Source organism: Methanothermobacter sp. K4 (genome assembly GCF_022014235.1).
In the GTDB taxonomy this organism is placed as follows: Archaea; Methanobacteriota; Methanobacteria; order Methanobacteriales; family Methanothermobacteraceae; genus Methanothermobacter.
On sequence record NZ_JAKLTD010000003.1, the window covers coordinates 270,431 to 292,452 of the forward strand.

A 22,022-nucleotide genomic window follows, 5' to 3' on the forward strand; every position below is an offset into this window, starting at 1 on the left:
ATAGGAATGGTGTTGCAATGTTGATATCAGTATTACTGCCATGTGGGGTGTCCTAACTGGATGATGTAACCTTCATGATACCTGCCTACAATGAGGAGGGATCCATTGGGGAACTCCTTGACAGGATAATGATGCTCTACCCTGACGCTGAGATCATCGTGGTTGATAACAACTCCTCTGACAGGACTGCTGAGATTGCAGCATCACGTGGTGTCAGGGTCATCTTTGAGGGGAGGCAGGGGAAGACGAATGCCATGCTCGCAGCCTTCAGGAATGTGAGGACGGAGTATGCCATTATGATGGACGCCGACTGCACATACTCTCCTGAGGATTCAGCACTCCTGATAGATGTGCTTAAGGATAGGGGTGCTGATGTGGTCCTCGGTTCAAGACTGAGGGGGGAAATGGAGGATGGTGCAATATCCAGTCTCAACAGGATCGGGAACCATATACTGAGCTTCACAGCCACCATCCTGTACAACCCGGTGAGTGATGTCTGCACCGGGCACTGGGCCTTCAGGAGGAGGGCCATAGATTACCTCCTAGAGAGGGGATTGAAGTATCCTGGATTCGAACTGGAGGCGGAGATGTTCTCAAAACTTGCAAGGTCAGACCTCAGGATGGTCGAGGTCCCCATTTCCTACAGGAGGAGGTCCGATGAACCCAAGCTTTCATCCCTCCCTGATGGTTTCAGAATCTTCAAGACGCTCATCTTTGAGAGGTTAAGATAATGGTGTTTCGATGAAAATAGTGATCATTGCTCATCATTTTTATCCTTTCATAGGTGGTCTTGAGGAGGTAGCGTTTCAACAGGCCAAGGGACTTGTTAAGAGGGGTCATGATGTCACTGTAATTACAAGCAACATTGGTAACCAGACAAAGTTGAAAAAAATAGAGAACTACGGTGGCATAACTGTTTATAGGGTCTCTGCAAGTGATTTTTTATATCGTAACTTTGATATACCCCAGCCACTTTTTAATTTATTTGAGCTCAAAAAAATTTTAAAAAAATTTATTCAGGAAGCTGATGTTGTCCATGTCCATGATAGGTATTATGTGAGTTCCCTTTTTGCCACTAAGATCGCGAAAAAATTGGGTAAACCAGTTGTTTTAACAGTACATGTTGGTTTTATTGAATATGAAAAATCGCTTTATAGAATGCTGTTTAGCATTAATGAAATGCTTTCATATTATGTCGTGAAAAATGTGGATGTAATACTTTCAGTAGGAGAAGAAATAAAGAATTATATTTCTAAAAGGTTTGCTAGGAACTCCATAGTGGTTTCAAATGCTGTAGAAATTGAAAAATTTATTCAAAATCATAATAATAAAAAATCTGATAAAAAATTTAAAGTTTTATTCGTTGGCAGATTCACCTATAAGAAGGGTATAGATATTGTTATCGATGTTGCGAAAAATCTGAGAGATGAAGCAATTTTTATCTGTTTAGGTGATGGTCCTAAGATGGATGAAATTAAGGAAACGCTAAAAAGGGATAAAATTGAAAATGTAATCCTTACTGGAATTATCTCAAATAAAAAGAGATTAAGAGAATACTATGGGAGTGCAGATGTTCTTATATTCCCTTCGAGAAAGGGTGAAGCATCTTCCCCATTAGTAATGCTTGAGGCCCTAGCTTCTGGACTTCCTGTTATTGTGAAGGATAGTGGAGGACACGCTGATCTTATATGTGACGGTCTAAATGGATATGTAGTTGATAATACCAGTGAGATGGTTGAAAAGATAAGATTTCTTAAAGAAAACAGGGATATACTAAATGAAATGTCACAGAACGCAAGAAAACATGCTGAGAAGTTTAGCTGGTCAGAGAATGTGGAAAAACTCATATCAATTTATAGTTCAGTAGTGCGGTGATTTCATGAAACTACTCATCGTAACACCATATTTTCCTCCAAAAACAGGGGAGGTTGAACATTACACCTACAATATATCACTGAAACTTCTGGAGAGGGGTCATGATGTAAACGTAATCACCACGGGTACAGGTGGTGTTAAGGAAGAAATACTGGATGGCATAATGGTCAGGAGGCTTAAAACCAAAAATTTTCTTTCAAACACGCCTCTAGACATTCATCTAGTACATTTTATTTCACGAATTCTTAAGGAAGAAAACTTTGATATCATAAATGCGCACATGCCGGTACCATTTTACGCAGACATGTCTGCAATTGTAAGTAAGAGGGCAGGAGTCCCCTTTGTTCTAACTTACCATAATGACGTGGTTAAAAATAGAGGGCCTTTGAGTTTGATTTCATCTCTTTATAATCACACCCTCCTCCAGATCACCCTAAGGGCTGCTGATAGGATAATAACTCCATCACCATACGTTTATAATGAATCAGATATAATGAAAGAATTTTCCAAAAAATTAGTGTTGATCCCTCCAGGCGTTGACCCTGAACTTTACAGTCCCTCCGAAGGCAGTGCAATGATTGAATATGGATTAAATAAGGAATCAAAGTCTATACTATTTGTCGGTTCAATGAATCGGGGACACACACATAAGGGGGTTGAAATCCTCTTAAAGGCCTTCAGCAGAATTGAATCAGATGAAACATACCTGATACTTGCAGGTACAGGTGACATGATTCCAGAATATAAGAAGATTGCTGAATCACTTGGAATCGGTGATAGAACAATATTCACAGGCTTTATAAATGAAGAGTCACTCATTGAACTGTACAGACTCTCATCACTTCTTGTTCTTCCAACAATCAGCGTGGCTGAAGGTTTTGGAATGGTCCTAATTGAGGCGAATGCTTGTGGCACACCTGTTATAGGTTCAGAGGTCGGCGGAATAAAGTATGTTGTAAGAGATGGTGAAACGGGCATTCTTGTACCTCCTGGAGATCCGGTGGCGCTGGCGAATGCAATAACCAGACTCCTCGATAATGAGGAACTTGCCGCTAAGATGGGATCAAATGGTAGAAAAATGGTAATGAAAAATTACACATGGGATAAATCAGCAAGAATGACGGAGAGAGTCTTTAAAGAGGTAATCTCATGAGGATATGTTTACTTGGTGAATTTGACGTCGAACTTGATGAGGCGATGCGAAAAACGGCTTTCTATTTATATGAACATCTCTCTAGGGAAAATGAGGTCTTAATACTTAATCCACGAGATATCCTTTCCTTCAAATTCTGGACGGATCTCATAAATTTCAGACCATCAGTTGTACATTATGTAAGCGGTTCGTCCCTTCTAAGTTTTGTGATACTGAAACTTGTGAGCATGGCTGTGGGTTCAAAGTCGATTATTTCTATTATGAGACCAACTTTTTCAGCAATCTCACTAAGATTTATTAAACTTTTCAAACCTACCATTTTAATTGCTCAAGCATCTCTAACAGAAGAAAGATTCAGAAATCTAGATTTCAACACGGTTTTCTTACCCGTTGTGGGAGTTGATATGAGTAGATTTAATCCCTCTGTTAGAACACATAAGATTCGTTTAAGAAGAAAGTTCAATTTAAAACCAGAAGTCTTTTTAGTTCTCCATGTTGGTTCTATAAAAAATGGCAGAAACCTTAAATGGCTTTCTAATATACAGAGTATTGAAAATGTCCAAGTTTTAATTGTAGGGGCAGTATCACAGGGTTCCGATAAAAAATTGTTACGGGAATTAAAGGACGTAGGATGTATAATATGGAACAGGTATTTTGAGGATATAGAGAACATATATGCCCTTGCGGATTGCTATGTTTTTCCTGTTGTTTATAGGGAAAATATCGTTGGAAAAAGCGAAGCGGACTGTATTGATATGCCTCTTTCAGTAATTGAGGCAATGGCGTGCAACCTTCCTGTAATAACGACAAATTTTGGAGGTCTTAGTAGAGTTTTTGATGAGGGTGATGGTTTGATATTTGTTAGAAATGTTCGTGAATTAGTAGATGCTGTTGAATTTGTTAAAGACCAGGATCTCACTATCAAAACACATGATAAAGTTAAGGATTACTCATGGATAAATATTTCTAGGAGACTCTTGGATGCCTACAAAAAGGTCTAGTGGAATTTTAATTACATTCAGCGGTGTTGATGGGTCTGGAAAAACTACCTATACAAAACATCTGGTCAATTCATTAAGGGAAAAGGGTATTGATTGCAGTTATGTGTATGGAAGGCTAGAACCTATTATTCTGAGGCCATTTATAATTATTGGTCGCAGGTTATTCCTAAGAAAAAAGGACATTTTTACGGACTATAGGGATTATTCAAACACAAAAAAGAAAAAAATTTCAAAACATAAATACCTTTTTAAGATTTATTACCTTATAATGCTATTCGATTATATAATGCAGCTACTATGGAAAGTTAAAATACCTTTGCTCTTCGGAAGAAACGTTTTATGTGATAGGTATATCTTTGATACGATAGTAACTGACTTAGCTGTCGACATGGATTATTCTTATAATGATCTTAAGGATAAAATTGACATGTTTTTAAGGTTTTTATCCGTACCTGATTTATGTTTTTATGTAGAGGTTTCTGCAAATGTTGCTTTTAAGCGGAAAGATGATACTCCCTCCTTAGAATATCTTCAAGAGAGAATTGGTCTTTATGATTTTGTAGCGGATCAATACAAGATGATAAGGGTCGATGGCAACGATAAACTTGAAAGAAATAAGTTGTTTATTGAAGATATAGTTTTTAAGGATGTGCTTGGATGAAAGTTGTCGTAATAGGCATTGATGGTTTAGACAGGGAGTTGTTAAATAAATTTGAGGAATTTTTACCTAATTTCAGAATTTTGAAAGAAAATTCGCCTAATATAAGACTTAAATCAGTATTTCCTCCTGATTCACCTACTGCATGGGCATCCATCTATACTGGAAAGAATCCTGCCCAACATGGAATTATATCCTTCAGAGATCCTTTTAATGAGATAAAATATGGAAGTTATATTGGAAATGACATTTCAGGAAGGACTTTTTGGGATGTTGCTGGGCGTATTGGCAAACGAGTGTGCGTATTATTTCCTCACATGGGCTACCCGGTTTGGGAAGTTAATGGTATCATGATTGGGCGTACAACTGAGGTTGATATAAAGGATTTCGATATCCAATGCTGGCCAGAGGAGCTAGTTTCTAATTATGATCTTAAAGGTCTTAAACCACTTACTTCATACCCGGTGAATATTGGGGATATAATTGAACCAACAAAGAAAGTTATCTTAAATGAGATGAAAGTGGCTCTCCAGCTTTTCAATGACATTGATTGGGATCTCTATTTTTATTATTCATCTTCATTAGATAATATTCAACATCTTTTTTGGATGTACTGTGATAAAGATGACCCTTATTATGAAGAAGGTAATTCATATGAAAATGTTATCCTAGATTTTTACATGTTTTATGATAGGAATGTTATAGGCCCTTTAATGGATAATTTAGACGATGAAACAGCTTTGATTGTTCTAAGTGATCATGGACATGCTATGCGACCTGTTAAAGTTGTCAATATCAACGAAATTTTAAGAAGAAAAGGATTTCTAAAGTTAGCAGATGAAAAGGATATTAAAAGTAACCTTATAAATAAAATTAAAAAGACTATCTTATCTGTGGTGGACGAACACAGGTCAGTCGGTAAGCTGGCTTCTCTGTTTTTAAGATTATTCCCTAGGGCAATGAGGTATTATGTTAATACAACTCTCATTGATGGCTCTCTGAGTTTGGCTTATCTTTCCGACCCATCGGGAGGTATAAAATCCTACAGTTATGCTGGAATCAGAATAAATAAAGAGGTCATTGATTCTTATGATTCCCTAAGAGAAGAGTTAATTGATCTTTTATTATCGATAAAAGATCCCAAAGGAAAAAAATTGGTTGAATGGGCCGCTAGAAGGGAAGATGTATATGAGGGGGATCACCTTGAAAAATACCCTGAAATACTTTTTAAACTTGTTGATGAATGGGGAGTTGGATGGGATGTGGATGAGGAAATATTTTCAGAAAGTTCCTCTCATAAACTTCACTCAGGTAATCATAGGGCTGAAACTCCAGTTTTATTTGTCTACAATACAAATTTAAAGTCTATTTCTGAAGAAATGGATTTGATGGACATCTCTCCGCTTATATTAACTATTTTAAAGGAGGATACATCATGAGGATATGTTTCATCAGTAGATTTTATAAGCCATACATAAAGGGAGGAGCCGAAATTTATGTTGGTAAAATAGCCGAAAAACTTGCTGAAAGAGGCTATGATGTTTTTGTTATAACACCATCACAATCAAAAGAGGAAATTACTGAAGATATAAATAATGTGAGAGTTTATAGGATATCCCCTTTCAATGTTTCGTGTGCCTATGAAGCCTCTGAAAAACCAATTTATCAAAAAATAATCTATCATATTTTAGATTTGTTTAATGTGGATTCATATAGAAAAATAAGGAAGATCCTAGAAGAAGAAAGACCTAATATCGTACACATACATAACTATAAGGGTCTTTCAGCAGCTCCTTTTAAAGCTGTTAAGGACCTCAAAATACCTTTAATTTTCACAGCACATGATTTCTCTCTTCTTTGTGTACGTTCCACTCTTCTAAATTCAAAAGAAATGATCTGTGAAAATCCTCCATTTATTTGCGAATTATATAAAAGACTACAAAGATTTTTGGTAAATGGAAAAGTCGAAGTCTTCACATCCCCTTCCAAATTTGTACTTGAAAAACTGAGTTCAAATGGTTTTTTCAATGAGGTTCCTAAATTAGTCCTTCGAAATTCAATAGAACAGGAAACTTATTGTAAAATTAAAAAAAATTACGACACAATTGATATTCTTTTCGTGGGATCATTGTCAAGGCATAAGGGACCAAATATTCTTATAAAAAGCTTCAGGGATATTGATGCCGATAATCTGAGACTGCATATTGTTGGGAGAGGTCCAATAGAGGAAGAACTTAAAAAAATGGCGAAGGACGATTGGAGGATAATATTTCATGGCTTTTTATCTGGCAAGGCCCTTGCTGCTATTTACCGAAGGGCCAATGTGACGGTTTTGCCCTCAATATGCTATGATAACTCTCCACTAGTGATTTATGAAAGCTTTATGAACTCGACACCTGTAATTGCAAGCAGGATAGGGGGAATACCCGAACTCGTAACTGATGGTTATAATGGGGTTCTCTTTGAAGCGGGTAATGTCAGTGAACTTACAAGCTTAATAAATAAAATTGCAGAAGATCCATCAATCCTTGAGGGACTTGAGCGTGGGGCTTATGAATCCTGTAAACAATACCAGATAGAGGTTACGTTAGAAAGGTTAATCAGTATTTATAAAGACCTTCTTCAAAAAGATGATCTTTAACTTCATGAGTAGGGTAGATGTTTAAAATGAGAAAGGATATATTTTACCTGCTGATATTACTGGCGCTCGTGGATATAACTATCCTAATGGACATCCCAGTCCTAAGACAGTCCATACCGTTTATATTCTTTAATATTGTCCCTGGCTATCTACTTGTAAAGATCATGCGACTTGATCTCGAATTACTTGAAAAATCTCTACTATCGGCAGGACTCAGTATTTCCCTTCTAATATTCACAGGATTCTTACTTAATTCCACCTACCCCATTATTTCAAAACCAATAACCATTGGACCCGTGCTTGTTGCACTGAACATCCTTATTTTTATACTCTTAACAGGATACTACCTGAGATCAGAACCATCTGAGGCGCATAAATTTAATTCTGGGAACACTCTTTTTTCTCCTGTCATGCTCTCATTAGTTTTTCCAGTCCTGACGGTTATTGGCTCCTATTTAATGAACACCTATCACATTAACACGGTTCTTCTGGGTGTCCTTCTCATAATACCCATTTACCTGATAATCCTAACACTGCTTGGGGAGCGGCTACATCACTCAGCATACCCAATGGCTCTCTTCAATATCGGTCTTTCACTTCTCATAATGAATGGGCTTCCCTCAAATTACCTAATAGGTAGGGATATCCATACAGAATATTACCTTTTCCGCACGGTAATCATGAATGGGTACTGGAGCGTTTCAGGTGCAATTAACAATGCATACAATGCCTGCCTCAGCATCACGATACTTCCTGCGATATACCGGTTGATTCTTGATGTGCCTGCGGTCTACATCTTTAAATTATATTATGGATTCATTGGGGCGATAATGCCACTCGCAGTTTACCTTATAAGTGAAAGGATACTGAAGGATAGGACAATGGCTTTCTACGCAGCCCTCCTTTTCATATTCCAGTTCTCATTTATATATATTCTCGGCTGGTGCAGACAGCTCATCGCCCTCGTGTTTTTCTCCCTGGCGATAATGGTTTTAACTTCAAGTTTGCGGAGGAGAGATAAGAAGATCCTTTTTATAATCTTCATGGTTTCAACGGTTCTCTCCCATTACACAACAGCATATGTTTTTGCAATCCTCACTATTCTCATCCCACCCGTCGCATGGCTCATTAAAAGGTTCTCGATTGGGAGACCAAAAAGGAGTTACTTCTTCGGTGTCTCAGTGGCTGTACTATTCTTTGTGGTTGTCTTTGCATGGTATGCACAGGCAACAGGGGCTCCATTCGATGATGCGGTTAAATTCTTCAAGACAACTTTTTCAAGTATGGCAGATTTCTTCGCCGCGGATATGAGAAACAACGCAGAGCAGTCAGTAGTGGGGATTGGTATAGCACAGCTTCCAAACTTCATGAGTGTCATGATACATGATACAGTATTCTTCCTTATAGCCGTGGGTTTCCTAAGCATTATATTCCATCGAAGGGATGATATAAACAGGGAGTACACAGCAGTAATATTAATTTCAATGGGTCTATTGGCATCATTTATAATACTTCCGTTCATATCAAAGGGTTATGGGGGTACAAGATTATTCACGCAGATGCTTGTGATCCTCGCACCTCTTTTTATAATGGGTATCCAGGAACTTGTGAGTTTACTTAAAAGACAATCGCTGAAATTACCCATAATCCTTCTTGTTCTCGTTCTGCTCTTTTCCTGTGTCAGCTATCTCAACTATCACTTTGCAGGAATACCCTACTCCTATGCATATAACAGTGAAGGTGAGAGGAGGTATGAGACCTTTATTTTTACGAGTGAGGTGACAGCTGCAAAATGGCTTTCAAGTAACGGTGGAAACTTCACAGTAAACACGGATACCTTTGGTTACTCAAGGATACTTCAGGGATTCTATAACCCTCCAAAATTGAATACAGAGTTCTTCACAAATGAAACAAAGAGGGAGAAGGGTTACATTTATCTAAGGTGGGCAAATGTGAATAGGGGACTCGTGTTCTTGGATTCACCTGGAAGGCCACCTAGATTCATTGGGGGTAAACTGAAAATGGACAATGTTGAACCCATTGGGGACTATAAAAATCTCATTGGAGATAAAGATAGGATTTATGACAATGGTGGTACACTAATTTTAGGAGGATCCTGAGTTTGTTAATTTTATTATTTCCAACGTATAGTCTTAGCATAGTATAGCATAGTATGATATTATACTGAGTGTAAAATTTTTTATCGTGAGATATTAAATCCTATACATAAACTGCATTGTATATGTAGCCATCCTGTGGTTCCTATGGAGTCAAAAAAGGAGGGGTAAAATGTTGACATACCGTACATACCGTAGACGAAAAGGGAGTGATACTTGGCATTTCTGTAAAAATTGTTCTAACTGGCCAATAAATGATTATGAAGAAATTAACCAAAAGCCAACATATGGAGAACTATGCAACGAATGCAAGAGTAAGCAATATTCTGAAATTTGCAATTAAACAGTGCACTGAGATTAATTAGCAGAAACTTTTAAATTTAATATTTTACACGGAGATTGTAAAGAATTAATTAGAAGGCTCCTTAGGAATCACATCAACCTTTAGATATGATTATTTACTTTTTTAGGGGATCTAAAAATTTCCTATAGTGAATACTGTAAAGTTAGGATCTAGCAGTGGCTAAACCTGCAAAATGTTATTTAATGGTTTAGAGCACTAAATAAGAAGTAACCAAACATATGGAATGTGTACCATGAAAATCTTAAGTGTTATTATTGGAGCACCTGATAAGGATTCCTCATTGTGGTTTAGAATAAAAAAACAAGCGGAGCTTTTATTTTCATTAGGCCATGAAGTTGAATTGTGTTTTTATAGTCGTCAGAAATTGACTTTTGAACCTTCGTTTAAGTATTCAGTTATCAGAGTATCACCTTTAAGTGTTCATTTAAAACATTTTCTTAAAATATCGAAGGAAAAATATGATTTAGTATTCTGCAATCTGGCTCCAACAGCGTTCATATGTTCTCTATCTAAGATAAAAGGGATTCCTATATTATTAGATAATCATGGGGATCTGATAAGTGAAATGGACTTATTAAAACCAGGGTTACTGAGATCCATTTATTATAGAATCATTTCTTCATTGAGTTTTAGTGTATCTGATGTAATAATCTGTGTATCACATTTAATGATTAAAGATCTGATGCAGAGGGGAATTCCACGGAGAAAATTACATTACGTAACAAATGCCACGGATTTAAATCTCTTCAAACCCTTAGATAATCAAGAAATAAAAAATATGAAAATGAATCTGGGAATAGTTGATAAACTAACATTTGGATACATCGGAGCAGATGACAGATGGCAAGGTATTGATAATCTCATTAAAACAACCAAATTCTTAAATGATAACAATGTTTTCTTTTTATATGTGGGATTCCCAAAAAATAAAAGAAGATATCATAATGCGTTATTTCTACCAAAAGTTGAATTTAATAAGGTTAAATATTACTATGGTGCTTGTGATGTATTGGTTCTTCCAAGACCATCTCATAAATCTGCTGAAGTCGCTGCACCCACTAAATTTGCTGAATACGTTGCTATGGGAAAACCTATACTCACAACAGATGTGGGGGATGCAGCAGAATTTGTCAGGAAATATAAGTGTGGAATTGTTGTTGAGGATAATCAACCTGAAAACCTTTTGAGAGGAATAAATGAGTTTAAATCTCTTTCAAAAGATGATTTGATGAAGATGGGTAATAATTCAAGGAAAATGGCTGAAAAGGAGTTTAGTTTAAAAAAAATGCGTGAAGATTTAGAAAAAGTTCTGAACAGTTTCAATAATCTGAATGAATAGTTCTTTGTAAAAGAATGTTTTAATGAGGTTGAAAATGTCGAAAATAGTGATTCTGGGCCCCACTGATAGATTAAATAGAGGAACCGAAGCTTTAATTTTAAGTCGAATCAGTGTTATAACAAAATTCTTAGATGAATCTACGTTTTTTATACCCTATATAAATCCTTTAGCTATTCCAAGAGCTGATTATGAGTTTAATTCGTACAAGAGGATTGGTCTTATATATCCGTCATTTGTAGCTCTACAAACACCACTTATATTTCTATCAGTTGCTATCTGGTCGTTTTTGTCAAATATCAAAGAATTTGGATTTCTTTTCACATGGAATGAGGGTTTAAATGTTATTAAAAATACAGATATAATCGTTACAACAGGAGGAGATGTTCTTTCTGAAGATTATGGTATATTCAATTTTTTAACAGAATTTTGCGGTCTATTCATGGCCATATTACTTAAAAAACCTGTAATTGTATTTGCGGAATCTATTGGACCTTTTAAAACTAGATTGACAACTTTTATAGCTAAAAGTATCCTCAACAGAGTTTCACTTATTACAACAAGGGACAAAATATCTTATAACTATATCCAAGAAATTGGAGTTACTAGGCCACCAATTTACCTCACTGCAGACACAGCCTTTCTTCTTGATAAAAAGGAAGTTAATGATCCAACTCTAAATGAGTTTTTAACGAGAAAAAATTTGATAGGTTTCTCAATTAGCGATGCCATATCCACATGGAGCGGCGGAAATTATGATGATTATGTGGCTTTAATGGCCAATACTTGATAAAGTCATTGAGACTTATGGTGCTAATGTTATACTTGTAGCTCATGTGACCATTGAGGGCATAAATGACGACCGTGTAATAAACAGAAAGGTTTTTGATAAAGTAAAAAATAAGGAAAAAGTTTTTAATTTGGAGGCGGATTACAATTCTGAGGAACTTAAATATGTCATATCGAATTGTGATCTTTTCTTGGGGGCGCGAATGCATGCAAACATAGCGGCTCTTTCAAGTTGTGTTCCTGCAATAGCAATCTCATACAGTATAAAAACACCAGGTCTCATGAAACTTTGCGGACTTGAAAACTATTATATTGACTTTAAAGATCTTTCAGAGGAAGCATTAATGGAAAAAATATCCGATGCTTGGGAAAACAGAAAGGAAATAACTGAACACCTAAAAAGAAGAATACCCGAGATAAAAAAGAGGGCTATGAGGAACGGTGAACTTGTAAAGGAACTATGTGATTCACTTGGACTCACCTGATAAAGTCTCGCCTGGCTTTAGGGATGCTAATATCGCATAAAATGTGAAATACTTCAAAATAAGCTTTCTGGGAATCTTAATATTTCTGGGTCTTAGAATGGCGATTAAACGGTCCAGAGGATCTATGGGTGGAAATTCAGCATTGTAAATGTTCTCACTGATCATATTAACCTTCTTTTTCATGTAGATATTGTAGAGCTGTGATAGTAGCACTCTTGATGGTTCCATTGGTTCCACCCCGCAAAGACCACCCTTTTTGATTTTATCAAGTATTTCGGAGTCCTTTCTTATGACCATGAGAGTTTTTCCCTGGGTTTCTCCATCAAATTCCCTCAGCCATGGGTCTGCAAAGGACATGTCTGATAACTCTGCCATATGGTCGGGGCACATATGGCACCTAGCTGGCATGAATAGCTGCCCGAAACCGGATCCCCAGTACTCAGGTAGTAGTAGTATTTCGCCGTTTCTTGTCTCAACCCGCAGGCCGCCAGGCCATCCCCCTCCACGATACCTTATTCCCTTAACATCCCCCGGTTCAACCCCCAGCATCTCAAGCAGGAACTCAGTGGCCTTAAAACTTGGTGTGTGGTTGCAGACAATCCCAAGGTGATAGATTATACGCTCCCTAAGCTTTCTGTTCAGGAGTTCAGCCTTCCTAACACCCTGAATGTGGCATGGGAGACCAACAACAGCATACCTCCCGGGGACATCAATTATCTCCCTGAGGGCAACATTTGCAGGTACAGGGCAGTACTTGGACCCCCTGGCCTCAATTATCTCCTCAGGAGTCCTTGCAATGAATGGTTCAGGTTCAAGGGGTCTCTCGGGGTTCATACGGGTTACGAGGGCACCATCTATGAGGACCTCCTCCAGGAGGTAGAGGAGGACCTGCGTCACCATACCCCCAGATGATGAGTCATAACTCAACTTCTCATCAGTTGAGTGTGCAACATAGCAGGACTCATAGTTCCCGAGGAGAATATCCTCTGGTTCCCCTCCAAAGATTTCCATGTTGAGCTCTCTGAAATCCACTCCAAGACCAGGCAGACCCTCAGACAGACTCCGCACTCATTGCACGCACCTGTTAGGACTGGCTCATAAACCCCTTTCTTCTCATTGACACGCATCTCAAGGGCCTGCGTGGGGCATAATGCGGTGCATGTACCGCAACCTGTACACAGATTTCCAACTTCAGTAGCATTCCTCATTATTCTCTCCCCAGAATATTCATTATAATCATCCGATCCTCATCCCTGAAGCCCCCTATAACCGCAAGGACAGCAAAGTATACGCATGATGCAAGCGCAACTGTTATTATCAGGCTCATATCCCGTACTGGATAAATTGCAAGGGCCATCACGATGGATGCAAGGGCGGGCCTTGTGAAGGTGCTGCTCACATTCAAACCCCGGTAGTGGCGCCAGATATAGAAGAGGAACAGAAGGTAAAGGAAGACCTCGGAGATAACAGTCGCAGCACTTGCACCGATGTAACTGTAGCTTGGTATGAGCGCAATGTTGAGTATTATATTCAGAACGGCGCTCAGACCCACACTAAACATCCTGAAGCCCTGCCTGTTGATTGAAGTCAGGAGGGTCCCTGTGACTGTACTCACGAGCCTTATGGGTATGAATAGGGCCAGTATCTGGAAAGCCAGGATAGCTCCAAGGTACCCCCCACCATAGAATAATTCTATGAACCTATCAGCAAGCACCAGGCACCCTGCAGCTATAGGGAAACCAAGGATAGAGAGGTACCTGCAGGATACCATTGTGAAGGTCTCAAGTGAATCAGTATCAGAGGTGAAGTACCTTGACATCACAGGGTAGATCGCCGCAGCCACAATCCCAGAGATGATCATACTGAGACTAAGCAGTGGATTGTAGGCCGCATTGTAGATACCAACGGCCACATCATCCTTCATGATACCCAGAAGCACGGTGTCTATCTTGAAGAAGAACATTGCAAAGAGCGAGTTAAGACCGAAGGGGAGCCCCATAACAAGTAGTTTCTTCTGAAGAGAAGGATTGAAACTTAATGATGGTTTCAGGAACCTCTTTGAGGTTATGGCAACGGAAATAGCAACATCCAGCACCCCGGCAGCTGCATATACAGAGGCAACGGCGATGACACCATAGCCGAGAATGAGCACAGCAAGGCCAAGGGCCACTGTAAATACCCTTTCCACGATCTGAAGGATGGCAACATACTCCATCTACTCCCAGGCCTGGAAGAGAGATACATATGTGTTTGAAACTGTGAGGAGGACACTGTAGACTCCAAAGAGATACAGGAGTACCATCACATCAGTGCTAAGGTTTAAAACCCAGGAAACAGCCACTATAACCGTGAATGTTATGGCGGCGAGCGGGACTTTCATCATGACGGCGTTGTTGACGTACTCCTCTGAGATATCTTTATCCCTTGCTATTTCCCTTACAAGTAACTGGTTAACCCCGAGGTCTGTTAGTGTGGCAAGGAGTGTGGTAAGGGAAAATGCGAAGCTGTACTTCCCAAAATCAGCCTCCCCAAGGAATCTTGCAAGATAGATGAGCAGTAAAAAGGACATCAGTGCAGTTAAAACCTGTGCAAGCCCTGTAACACCGATATTCTTCACTATCCTCTGGATCTGGTTCATAAGATCACTAATATCTGTTAGGTGCTAAGCAACAAATCCCTTAAGACTTTTTAACTACTGAAGGTTTATTTGTCAGCATAAAGCATCTTTTTTGCTTTTTCATTGTCAAAATTTTCTTTAAGACCATCCAAAAATGCAGTAATAATTAATTCTATTCTTTTTAACTTTCTGTCGTCAAAAATCAGAATTCCAAGACATATAAGTATCAACATCTTCAGGTATTCAAAATAAAAATTAAAACCGGATGAATACGTTCTTGATACTATTAATGAGTTGCGAATTCCATAGTATCTAATCCAAAAATTTTCGTAAGGTGTACGTTCGGATTTCTTATTAAAAATTTTTCTTTTCACGGTTTTACGGCCGGATTCTTTATGAATGAAAATGCTAGAAGGAACCAGTAAAATGTCTCCAACCTTTCTAAGTCTTAATGAATATTCCGTGTCGTCCTGATGGATAAAGAACTCCTTGCGGGGAAAACCAACTTCAGAAATCTTCTTAGAGTTTATTAAAATACCCACAAATGTAGCCACATCTATTCTAACGCATTTAGAGCGGTATTTATCTTTTGGAACAGGGAAGTACTTTGATGGAAATTTTGTGTTATTATTTCCTCTTTGATTCAGGTCGATCTCTCCATTTATTTTTACAACCGCAGAACAGAGAGCTGAAACCTTTTTAGAAATATAAGGAAGCAAAATTTTAAGGCTATCTGGTAGTGGTTCTGCATCGTCGTCCATTAGCCAGATCCAGTCGTATCCGTCATGGTAGGCTCTTTTAACTCCCTCGTGGAATCCTCCTGCTCCGCCGGTGTTTTCTGGTAGTCTTATGTGGGTGATCCTGATTTCCTCCTGATTGTGGAGGTTTTTTCGGGTTACTGTTCCTCCCTCCAGGCTGGGGGTGTATCCTTCTCTGTGGAGGAGTTCAGGCGTGCCATCGGTGGAGGCATTGTCTATGATGTATATCGCCTGGAGGGGTCTTGTCTGCCTCAGGAGGGCCTCCAGACATTCCATGAGTAATTCCTTCCGGTTATAGGTCACCACAACTGCAGCCACCCTCACATCATCAACAGCATCCCTGGAGGTCATCACCTCACCTCCCCTTCAAATACATCAAGTGCCCTCTTCACCACATCATCCATATCATAGTAGCGGTACTCTGCAAGCCTACCAAGGAGTGTGAGGTCCCCGATATCCTCTGCAAGTCCCCTGTACTCCCTGTACATCTTCTGGGATTCCTCTGTGAATACCGGGTAGTAGGGATCGTTTCTTTCATCATGGCTGCAGGGGTACTCCCTGAGTGTAACTGTCCTATCGGTTTTCACGGGGTGGAGGTGTTTGAATTCGGTTATCCTTGTAAAATCATAATCATTGGGGTAGTTCACGGTTGCAGCCTCCTGGAACCACTCCATATCCAGCCTCTCAAAGTGTAGGTCAAGTGAACGGTATGGTAGCCTCCCAAAGGTGTAATTGAAGAGTTCATCTATCTTACCTGTGAATATAACCCTCCCAGGGAACTCCCTCCCCATGAAGTTGAACCCATCATCCCTCAACTCCAGGACCTCACTGTGCTTCGTATTTAAGAGGAGCTTTATGTTCCTGTGATTGAGCATCCTCCTTATCATCTGCGTGTAGCCCTCCCGGGGCACAGCCTGGTACTTATCATGGAAGTACCTGTCATCCCTGGATAGGACCACCGGGACCCTCTCTGTGACTGCCGGGTCGATCTCCTCTGGCCTTAAACCCCACTGCTTCATGGTGTAGTGGAGGAATACCTTCCTGTAGACGTAGTCCGCCAGGAACCTCACGTCGGGGTCATCATCCCCTGAAAGTTCAAGTATGGGGACCCTTGATCCATACTTGTAGCGTTCAAGGAGCTTCTCCTGAATACGGTGAAAGAGGCTGGGGGGGAAGAGCTTCTCCATGCTGTTGAAGTTGAAGGGCAGGGGAACCTTCACCCCGTCGATGAACCCAAGGACACGGTGCTGGTACTCCCTCCACTCTGTGAACCGTGAGAGGTACCTGAAGACGTCCTCATGGTCCGTGTGGAATATGTGGGGGCCGTAGCGGTGGACGAGTATGCCGTTCTCATCCCTTTCATCGTAGCAGTTACCCGCGATGTGGTTTCTCTCCTCAATCACCAGGACCTTCTCATCGAGTTCACTGGCTATCCTCTCAGCCATAACAGAACCGGCAAGACCTGCCCCCACTATGATATAATCGAACATCTCTAACCCTCAGATCTTCATGTAAACCATTTTTATGGATTCATTTTCCAGTAGACTCCTCAAATCACCTATCTCGGCATCATCTGGGGCCTCAAACTCTCCCATTTCAAGGTTGAGGCTTCTGTACTTTTCTTTGGCGAGTCTATGGACACCGAGCACCTCTATCTCATCTATACTGTTATCCCTCATGAAATCAATCAACTTATCTATGTTTTCCCGGTTAAATGTGTATGGTTTAACAGCAGGAAACCGGAGGATGACATCACACCCTGAGAGCATCCTGAAGTTCCTCTGGAAGAGCCCTCTATCCCCGCCTATAATGGCGGCGTCCCCTGTGAGTATCTTGACGTCAACGATGAAGAGGTCCACCCTGTCCAGGAGAACCCCCAGATTCTCAGGTGGAGCATGGAGGGATGTTTCAACCGCCGCGTGGACACCCCCAAGTTTCTCAAGCAACGCAAGGATACCATCTGCCTGCAGGAGTGGCTCACCCCCCGAGAAGGTCACACCACCCCCCGTCGCCTCATAGTAGTCAAGGTCCCTCATGATGAGATCTGCAAGTTCCTCCGATGATAGATCATCACCATAGACACCCATGGCACCTGATGGACAGTTCTCGGCGCACTCCAGATGTTCAGGGTACCTGAATATGTCCTCGGGTCTTTCAAGGAATTCACACCCCTTTAAACATTCCAGGCACCCTGTGCACCTCGAGGCCCTGAAGTAGACCTCCCTTTCGGGTTTTATGTTTTCGGGGTTGCAGCACCAGGGACACCTCAGGCTGCAGCCCTTCAGGAATACCGTGGTCCTTATCCCGGGTCCATCATGGACACTGAAACACTGAACACCTGTCACCCTCAGCCTAGCCATGCCAACCCCCATGCTCTGAGTATTCAAGGGCCCTCCTCACTATGAGTTCACGGTACTCCTCAGGGAGGTCCCTGAAGTAGGCGCTGAATCCCCAGACCCTCACTATGAGGTCAGGGTGAAGTTCAGGGTCCCTCGCAGCCTCCAGGATCACCTGGGGGTCAAGGACGTTCACCTGAAGCTGCATGACACCCTTCATCAGCCCTGTCCTCAGGAGCCCGGTGAACTCGCCCCTTATACGTTCAAGGAAGTTCCTGTCGATCATCATGTCCACCACGCCACCATTGCAGGCCTTACTGTAGTCAAGGCTGGAGGCGAAGTTGAGTATCCCGGTATAGGACATCCCCTCCAGGAGCTTCACAGGGGATATGTGGACACCCAGGGGCTCCCCGGCGCGCCTGCCATCAAAGGAGGCCCCTGTCTCCTCCCCCTCCCAGATGTATGAGGGGGAGCTGAGTCCAAACTTGTACCTTCCATGGAGTTCACCATGGATCATATCAATGATCCGGTTTGTCAGATCCACCACCAGGGGTTCGTCCATCCCGTATACAGGTCCATGGTTTTCCAGTTCAGATCGGAGCGCCCCACTGGAGCGGAAGTTGTCATCGAGCACATCAATTACGTCATCAAGGGTCATCCTTTTTTCATCAAAACAGAGCCTCTTAATGTTGATGAGTGAGTTGACAAGGTTCCCCATACCCACACTCAGAACACCATTGTAACTGTAGGCAGCACCCCCATGGGCTATATCCCTGCACCTTTCAATGCATTCAGGGAATAGGAGTGAGAGTGGAGGGGATGGCTCAAATTCCAGTGCCTCAATCTCCCTGATAACACCCTCCACGTACACCCTGAGGGCAGAACGGTAGGCCTCAAGCAGTTCATCGAAGCTCTCACATCCAGATCTGAGGGCTTCCTCCAGGGGTATGAGGAGGTTCAGGTTTGCAAGGTTGTTCTGATCCATGGATCTGCCAGGGATGAGGGGCTCCCAGCATGCTGAGGTCCCATAGTTCTCTGCATCATCACCGTAGTACTCTCTGAGGGCATCCACAATAACCTCATCATTTGCGAGTAGTGGATAACCGAGTCCCCTTTCAATACAGCCAAGTGCAAGTTCCCATACATCCTCAGGTGTATTTCTGTCCACCCGGAGCACAACCTTAGGGTCTGGGAGGCCCAGTTCCATCATGACCTCCAGGAAGGTCCGGGTGAGGTCATTGCACTCACCCCCAAGGACTATGACCTGCCCTGTATCCCCGGGCAGGGTGTTGCTCTTGAATTCCGGGTAAAGTGAAAGTGCCCTTATGAGGTCACCGATGATGCTGTGGGTGTCCTCACTGGATGGGTAGCCCTCAAGTGTCCTGTCAAGCATGCCAAGACCAATCAGGGGGTGGCCGTACATCCAGAGGAGGGAGTTACAGGTTAAAAGTAACTGGATGGCATCCTCAAGGGTTTCAGGGGCCCTGGATGTCACATCCACGTCAACTTCAACCCTGCACCTTTCAAGGTAGCCTCTAATTGCCCTGAGGGTTCTCATGAGTACCCTGGCATATCCTGTGGGGTTCTCAATTAATTTTTCATTCACCATCCTTTCGATTCCATCAACCCCATTTTCAAGCAGGAAGCCATAGTCGGGGGTGAGGTTCCCGAGCCGCCTGTAACCAGGGTACTCCATGACATGCAGAGTCGTATCTATGCTGTAGAGGAATCTCCCCTCAGGGGGGTTTATCCGGGCCCTTCTGCATAAATCCTCCAACTGCTGGGTTCTCCTCTCAAGGATATCACCACTCCCCCCTATGATCCTGGTTTTCAGGAGGGAGCTGAGACCTGTTCTCTTGTAGACTGTATAGTATGCTCTGATGTAGGGGAAGAGCGGCGTCCCCCTAATAACATTTATAACGTGCTCCTTCATAGGATACCCATCCTCCTCAGAATAATATATTCAATCACCCCGATAACAATTTCTGTGAGTACAACTGCGATGGCGGCCCCGGCTGATCCCATGAGAAAGACAAGGCCCACGAGAAGACCCAGGTGAAGCACCCCTGCAAGCAGGACTATCCAGGTGAACTTCTCCTTGTAGCCGAATGAGACAAGGCCCTGGATACCCAGGATATTGTTGACCCCCACCGCGAATATTATGAAGACGAGTATCTGGAGGAGGTGCACACTATCAGCATACCGTGGACCCGCAAGGATACCGACTATCAGGGGGGCGAGTAATGCGATTACCAGGGATACAATGAAGGTCAGAGCCCCCATTACCAGGAGCATCTTTTTGAGTTCTCCACGGGCACGTTCCCTATCCTCACTGTGGACCTTTGCAAAGTAGGGGTATATGGCCTGGCTTACGGGTGAAACAAGACCCTGAAGGGCCCTCGTGATATCCTCGGCCACCGCATAGTAACCCACAACAGCAGGTCCCGTGAGTAGTCCCAGTATGAACCTGTTGGATGTGGTGTAGAGGCTGATTGCAAGTGTGGATATGAAGAGGTGCCAGCCCTCCCTGAGCTGCCCCATTATATCATTTATCCCGGGTAACCTGAATTCAACCTCGAACTCCCTCTTAACTATCCTCTGGCTGTATATACCAACCGCAATGTAACCTGCGGATGTTATGAGTGGAACGTAGAGGTAATCTGCTGGTGATCTCACGATGATGAATATGAGGGCAGTGTAGATCAGGGAACTCACAATCCGGAGTATGCTTATGTAGCGCATCCTCTCAACGCCCTGGAAGAACCAGACCGGGAAGAGGAGGTTCCCCAGGACGAGGCCATAGGTGAAGAGGTAGAGGAGGAGGTCTGATCTGAACCTCCCAAATGAGAGGACCACAGTGACCATGAGGACGAATGTGATGCACATCAGTATGGTCTTGGTTACCATCACCGAGCTGTATATGCACGACACCTTACGGGGATCCTCACGGTTTATGGAGATCTCCCTTGTTGCTGAGAGGTTGAAGCCGTAGTCTGTGAGGAGCTGGAAGTAGGTTATGAATGCCACTGCAAAGGCCACCTTCCCGAACTTCTCAGGACCCAGGATCCTGGTGAGGTAGGGGAATGTTACAAGGGGCAGGAGGTACTGCACCATCTGTATCCCGGTGAGAGACACTATATTGTCCAGCACCCTCCTGTATTCACTGTTCTCGAGTATTCGCCGGATCATCAATTCACCATCAAATCCATTATTTCATATTCTCTCTGTAAACCCACACTATAAACCCATCTCATACGAAAAATTTAAATAGTATTAATTAATACTTTATTATATGAAAATCATAAAAATTGCCTCCTGCCTTGAGGATGGCAACGTGATTGAATGTGGCGGAAACGCCCTCGAAGCCTACCAGGGGATACTGGAAGCCATTAAGGAGGGTGAAATCACCTCTGGGGCCACCCTCGTCTACCTGGTAACACCCATGCCCCTCAAGGCGGGGCTACTCCAGATACTCAGGGCCCATAAACCAGGGGCCAGTGAGAAGCTCACCATAACCGGGATAATGAATGAGATAGCATCAGTTAAAGGGGAAACATGGGTCTTCATGGACCACTTCGAGGACCTCACAGAGAAGGCCGCACTGAAGTACCTCTGGCTCCACGAGAACGGCAACGTGAACTACATGGCAGCCATCAACGGCACCATGAGGGCTGAGGTGGGGTCATTCTACTCAACCTTCCAGAGGCTCAACCCCCATGAGTGCCTGGATGACGAAGCCATTGACGTCACATGGGCGTTCATGGCATTCATGTCCATACTCATGGCACTGGCATACTTCAAGGTTGGCCTGGACTACGGGATCCTCATAACAGGGGCGCTCTGGTTTGCACTGATAGCCTTCAGGACCATGAACTACATCTTAAGGTGATAA

General features: G+C 42.1%; 19 protein-coding genes and 2 pseudogenes. 12 read left to right on the top strand and 9 right to left on the bottom strand.

Features of this window, described 5'->3' with window-relative positions; translation table 11 throughout:
• Positions 1-74: 74 nt before the first annotated feature.
• The 11 genes from L5462_RS08275 to L5462_RS09285 all read left to right on the top strand — a co-directional run bounded on the left by L5462_RS08275 (position 75) and on the right by L5462_RS09285 (position 12,419).
• Positions 75-731 (top strand): glycosyltransferase family 2 protein, encoded by a 657-nt coding sequence (locus tag L5462_RS08275; protein WP_237780294.1) that lies wholly within the window; start codon positions 75-77, stop codon positions 729-731.
• Positions 732-741: 10 nt separating this feature from the next.
• Positions 742-1,875 carry a glycosyltransferase family 4 protein gene (locus L5462_RS08280; RefSeq protein WP_237780295.1) on the top strand — a complete coding sequence of 378 codons (1,134 nt, stop codon included), beginning with the start codon at positions 742-744 and terminating at the stop codon, positions 1,873-1,875.
• Positions 1,876-1,879: 4 nt separating this feature from the next.
• On the top strand, positions 1,880-3,028 hold the full coding sequence (locus L5462_RS08285; RefSeq protein ID WP_237780296.1) for a glycosyltransferase family 4 protein: 1,149 nt from the start codon (positions 1,880-1,882) through the stop codon (positions 3,026-3,028).
• Entirely contained in the window at positions 3,025-4,029 is a 1,005-nt protein-coding gene (locus L5462_RS08290; protein WP_237780297.1) for a glycosyltransferase family 4 protein, read from the top strand. Before L5462_RS08285 ends, L5462_RS08290 begins: the two co-directional genes overlap by 4 nt.
• The gene (locus tag L5462_RS08295) at positions 4,010-4,690 is read left to right on the top strand and encodes a hypothetical protein (RefSeq protein WP_237780298.1); all 681 of its coding nucleotides are present in this window, start codon (positions 4,010-4,012) and stop codon (positions 4,688-4,690) included. The genes L5462_RS08290 and L5462_RS08295 overlap by 20 nt, the downstream gene beginning before the upstream one ends.
• A complete protein-coding gene (locus L5462_RS08300; protein WP_237780299.1) occupies positions 4,687-6,126 on the top strand; it encodes an alkaline phosphatase family protein in 1,440 nt (479 codons plus the stop codon). Before L5462_RS08295 ends, L5462_RS08300 begins: the two co-directional genes overlap by 4 nt.
• The gene (locus tag L5462_RS08305; protein WP_237780300.1) at positions 6,123-7,328 is read left to right on the top strand and encodes a glycosyltransferase family 4 protein; all 1,206 of its coding nucleotides are present in this window, start codon (positions 6,123-6,125) and stop codon (positions 7,326-7,328) included. The genes L5462_RS08300 and L5462_RS08305 overlap by 4 nt, the downstream gene beginning before the upstream one ends.
• A 26-nt stretch (positions 7,329-7,354) precedes the next feature.
• Entirely contained in the window at positions 7,355-9,448 is a 2,094-nt protein-coding gene (locus L5462_RS08310) for a DUF2206 domain-containing protein (protein WP_237780301.1), read from the top strand.
• Positions 9,449-10,041: 593 nt separating this feature from the next.
• Complete coding sequence (locus tag L5462_RS08315; protein WP_237780302.1) at positions 10,042-11,148, top strand: glycosyltransferase family 4 protein; 1,107 nt, start codon at positions 10,042-10,044, stop codon at positions 11,146-11,148.
• 34 nt (positions 11,149-11,182) lie between these two features.
• A complete protein-coding gene (locus tag L5462_RS09280) occupies positions 11,183-11,935 on the top strand; it encodes a polysaccharide pyruvyl transferase family protein (RefSeq protein WP_255772571.1) in 753 nt (250 codons plus the stop codon).
• A 46-nt stretch (positions 11,936-11,981) separates the two neighbouring features.
• On the top strand, positions 11,982-12,419 hold the full coding sequence (locus tag L5462_RS09285; RefSeq protein ID WP_370637042.1) for a polysaccharide pyruvyl transferase family protein: 438 nt from the start codon (positions 11,982-11,984) through the stop codon (positions 12,417-12,419).
• Here L5462_RS09285 and L5462_RS08325 read toward each other — a convergent pair.
• The 9 genes and pseudogenes from L5462_RS08325 to L5462_RS08360 form a co-directional block, all read right to left on the bottom strand.
• The gene (locus tag L5462_RS08325) at positions 12,402-13,487 is read right to left on the bottom strand and encodes a Coenzyme F420 hydrogenase/dehydrogenase, beta subunit C-terminal domain (protein WP_237780303.1); all 1,086 of its coding nucleotides are present in this window, start codon (positions 13,485-13,487) and stop codon (positions 12,402-12,404) included. The genes L5462_RS09285 and L5462_RS08325 overlap by 18 nt on opposite strands.
• Before the next feature lie 32 nt (positions 13,488-13,519).
• Positions 13,520-13,627 (bottom strand): annotated as a pseudogene (locus tag L5462_RS09315) (4Fe-4S binding protein); the annotation flags it as partial.
• The gene (locus tag L5462_RS08330) at positions 13,627-14,115 is read right to left on the bottom strand and encodes a polysaccharide biosynthesis C-terminal domain-containing protein (RefSeq protein WP_370637051.1); all 489 of its coding nucleotides are present in this window, start codon (positions 14,113-14,115) and stop codon (positions 13,627-13,629) included. The gene L5462_RS08330 and the pseudogene L5462_RS09315, both read right to left, overlap by 1 nt.
• A pseudogene (locus tag L5462_RS08335) lies at positions 14,092-15,057 on the bottom strand (flippase); the annotation flags it as partial. The pseudogene L5462_RS08335 and the gene L5462_RS08330, both read right to left, overlap by 24 nt.
• 65 nt (positions 15,058-15,122) lie before the next feature.
• A complete protein-coding gene (locus L5462_RS08340; protein WP_237780304.1) occupies positions 15,123-16,145 on the bottom strand; it encodes a glycosyltransferase family 2 protein in 1,023 nt (340 codons plus the stop codon).
• Positions 16,145-17,284 (bottom strand): UDP-galactopyranose mutase, encoded by a 1,140-nt coding sequence (glf, locus tag L5462_RS08345; RefSeq protein ID WP_237780305.1) that lies wholly within the window; start codon positions 17,282-17,284, stop codon positions 16,145-16,147. The genes L5462_RS08340 and glf overlap by 1 nt, the downstream gene beginning before the upstream one ends.
• A 9-nt stretch (positions 17,285-17,293) precedes the next feature.
• Positions 17,294-18,154: a glycyl-radical enzyme activating protein gene (locus L5462_RS08350; RefSeq protein ID WP_237780306.1), complete on the bottom strand. Its 861-nt coding sequence runs from the start codon at positions 18,152-18,154 to the stop codon at positions 17,294-17,296.
• Positions 18,147-20,063, bottom strand: a complete 1,917-nt coding sequence (locus L5462_RS08355) for a pyruvate formate lyase family protein (RefSeq protein ID WP_237780307.1) — start codon at positions 20,061-20,063, stop codon at positions 18,147-18,149. The genes L5462_RS08350 and L5462_RS08355 overlap by 8 nt, the downstream gene beginning before the upstream one ends.
• Positions 20,060-21,319: an oligosaccharide flippase family protein gene (locus L5462_RS08360; RefSeq protein WP_237780308.1), complete on the bottom strand. Its 1,260-nt coding sequence runs from the start codon at positions 21,317-21,319 to the stop codon at positions 20,060-20,062. Before L5462_RS08360 ends, L5462_RS08355 begins: the two co-directional genes overlap by 4 nt.
• Positions 21,320-21,422: 103 nt before the next feature.
• On the opposite strand from L5462_RS08360, the gene L5462_RS08365 reads away from it, so the two are divergent.
• On the top strand, positions 21,423-22,019 hold the full coding sequence (locus L5462_RS08365; protein ID WP_237780309.1) for a hypothetical protein: 597 nt from the start codon (positions 21,423-21,425) through the stop codon (positions 22,017-22,019).
• Positions 22,020-22,022 lie beyond the last annotated feature (3 nt).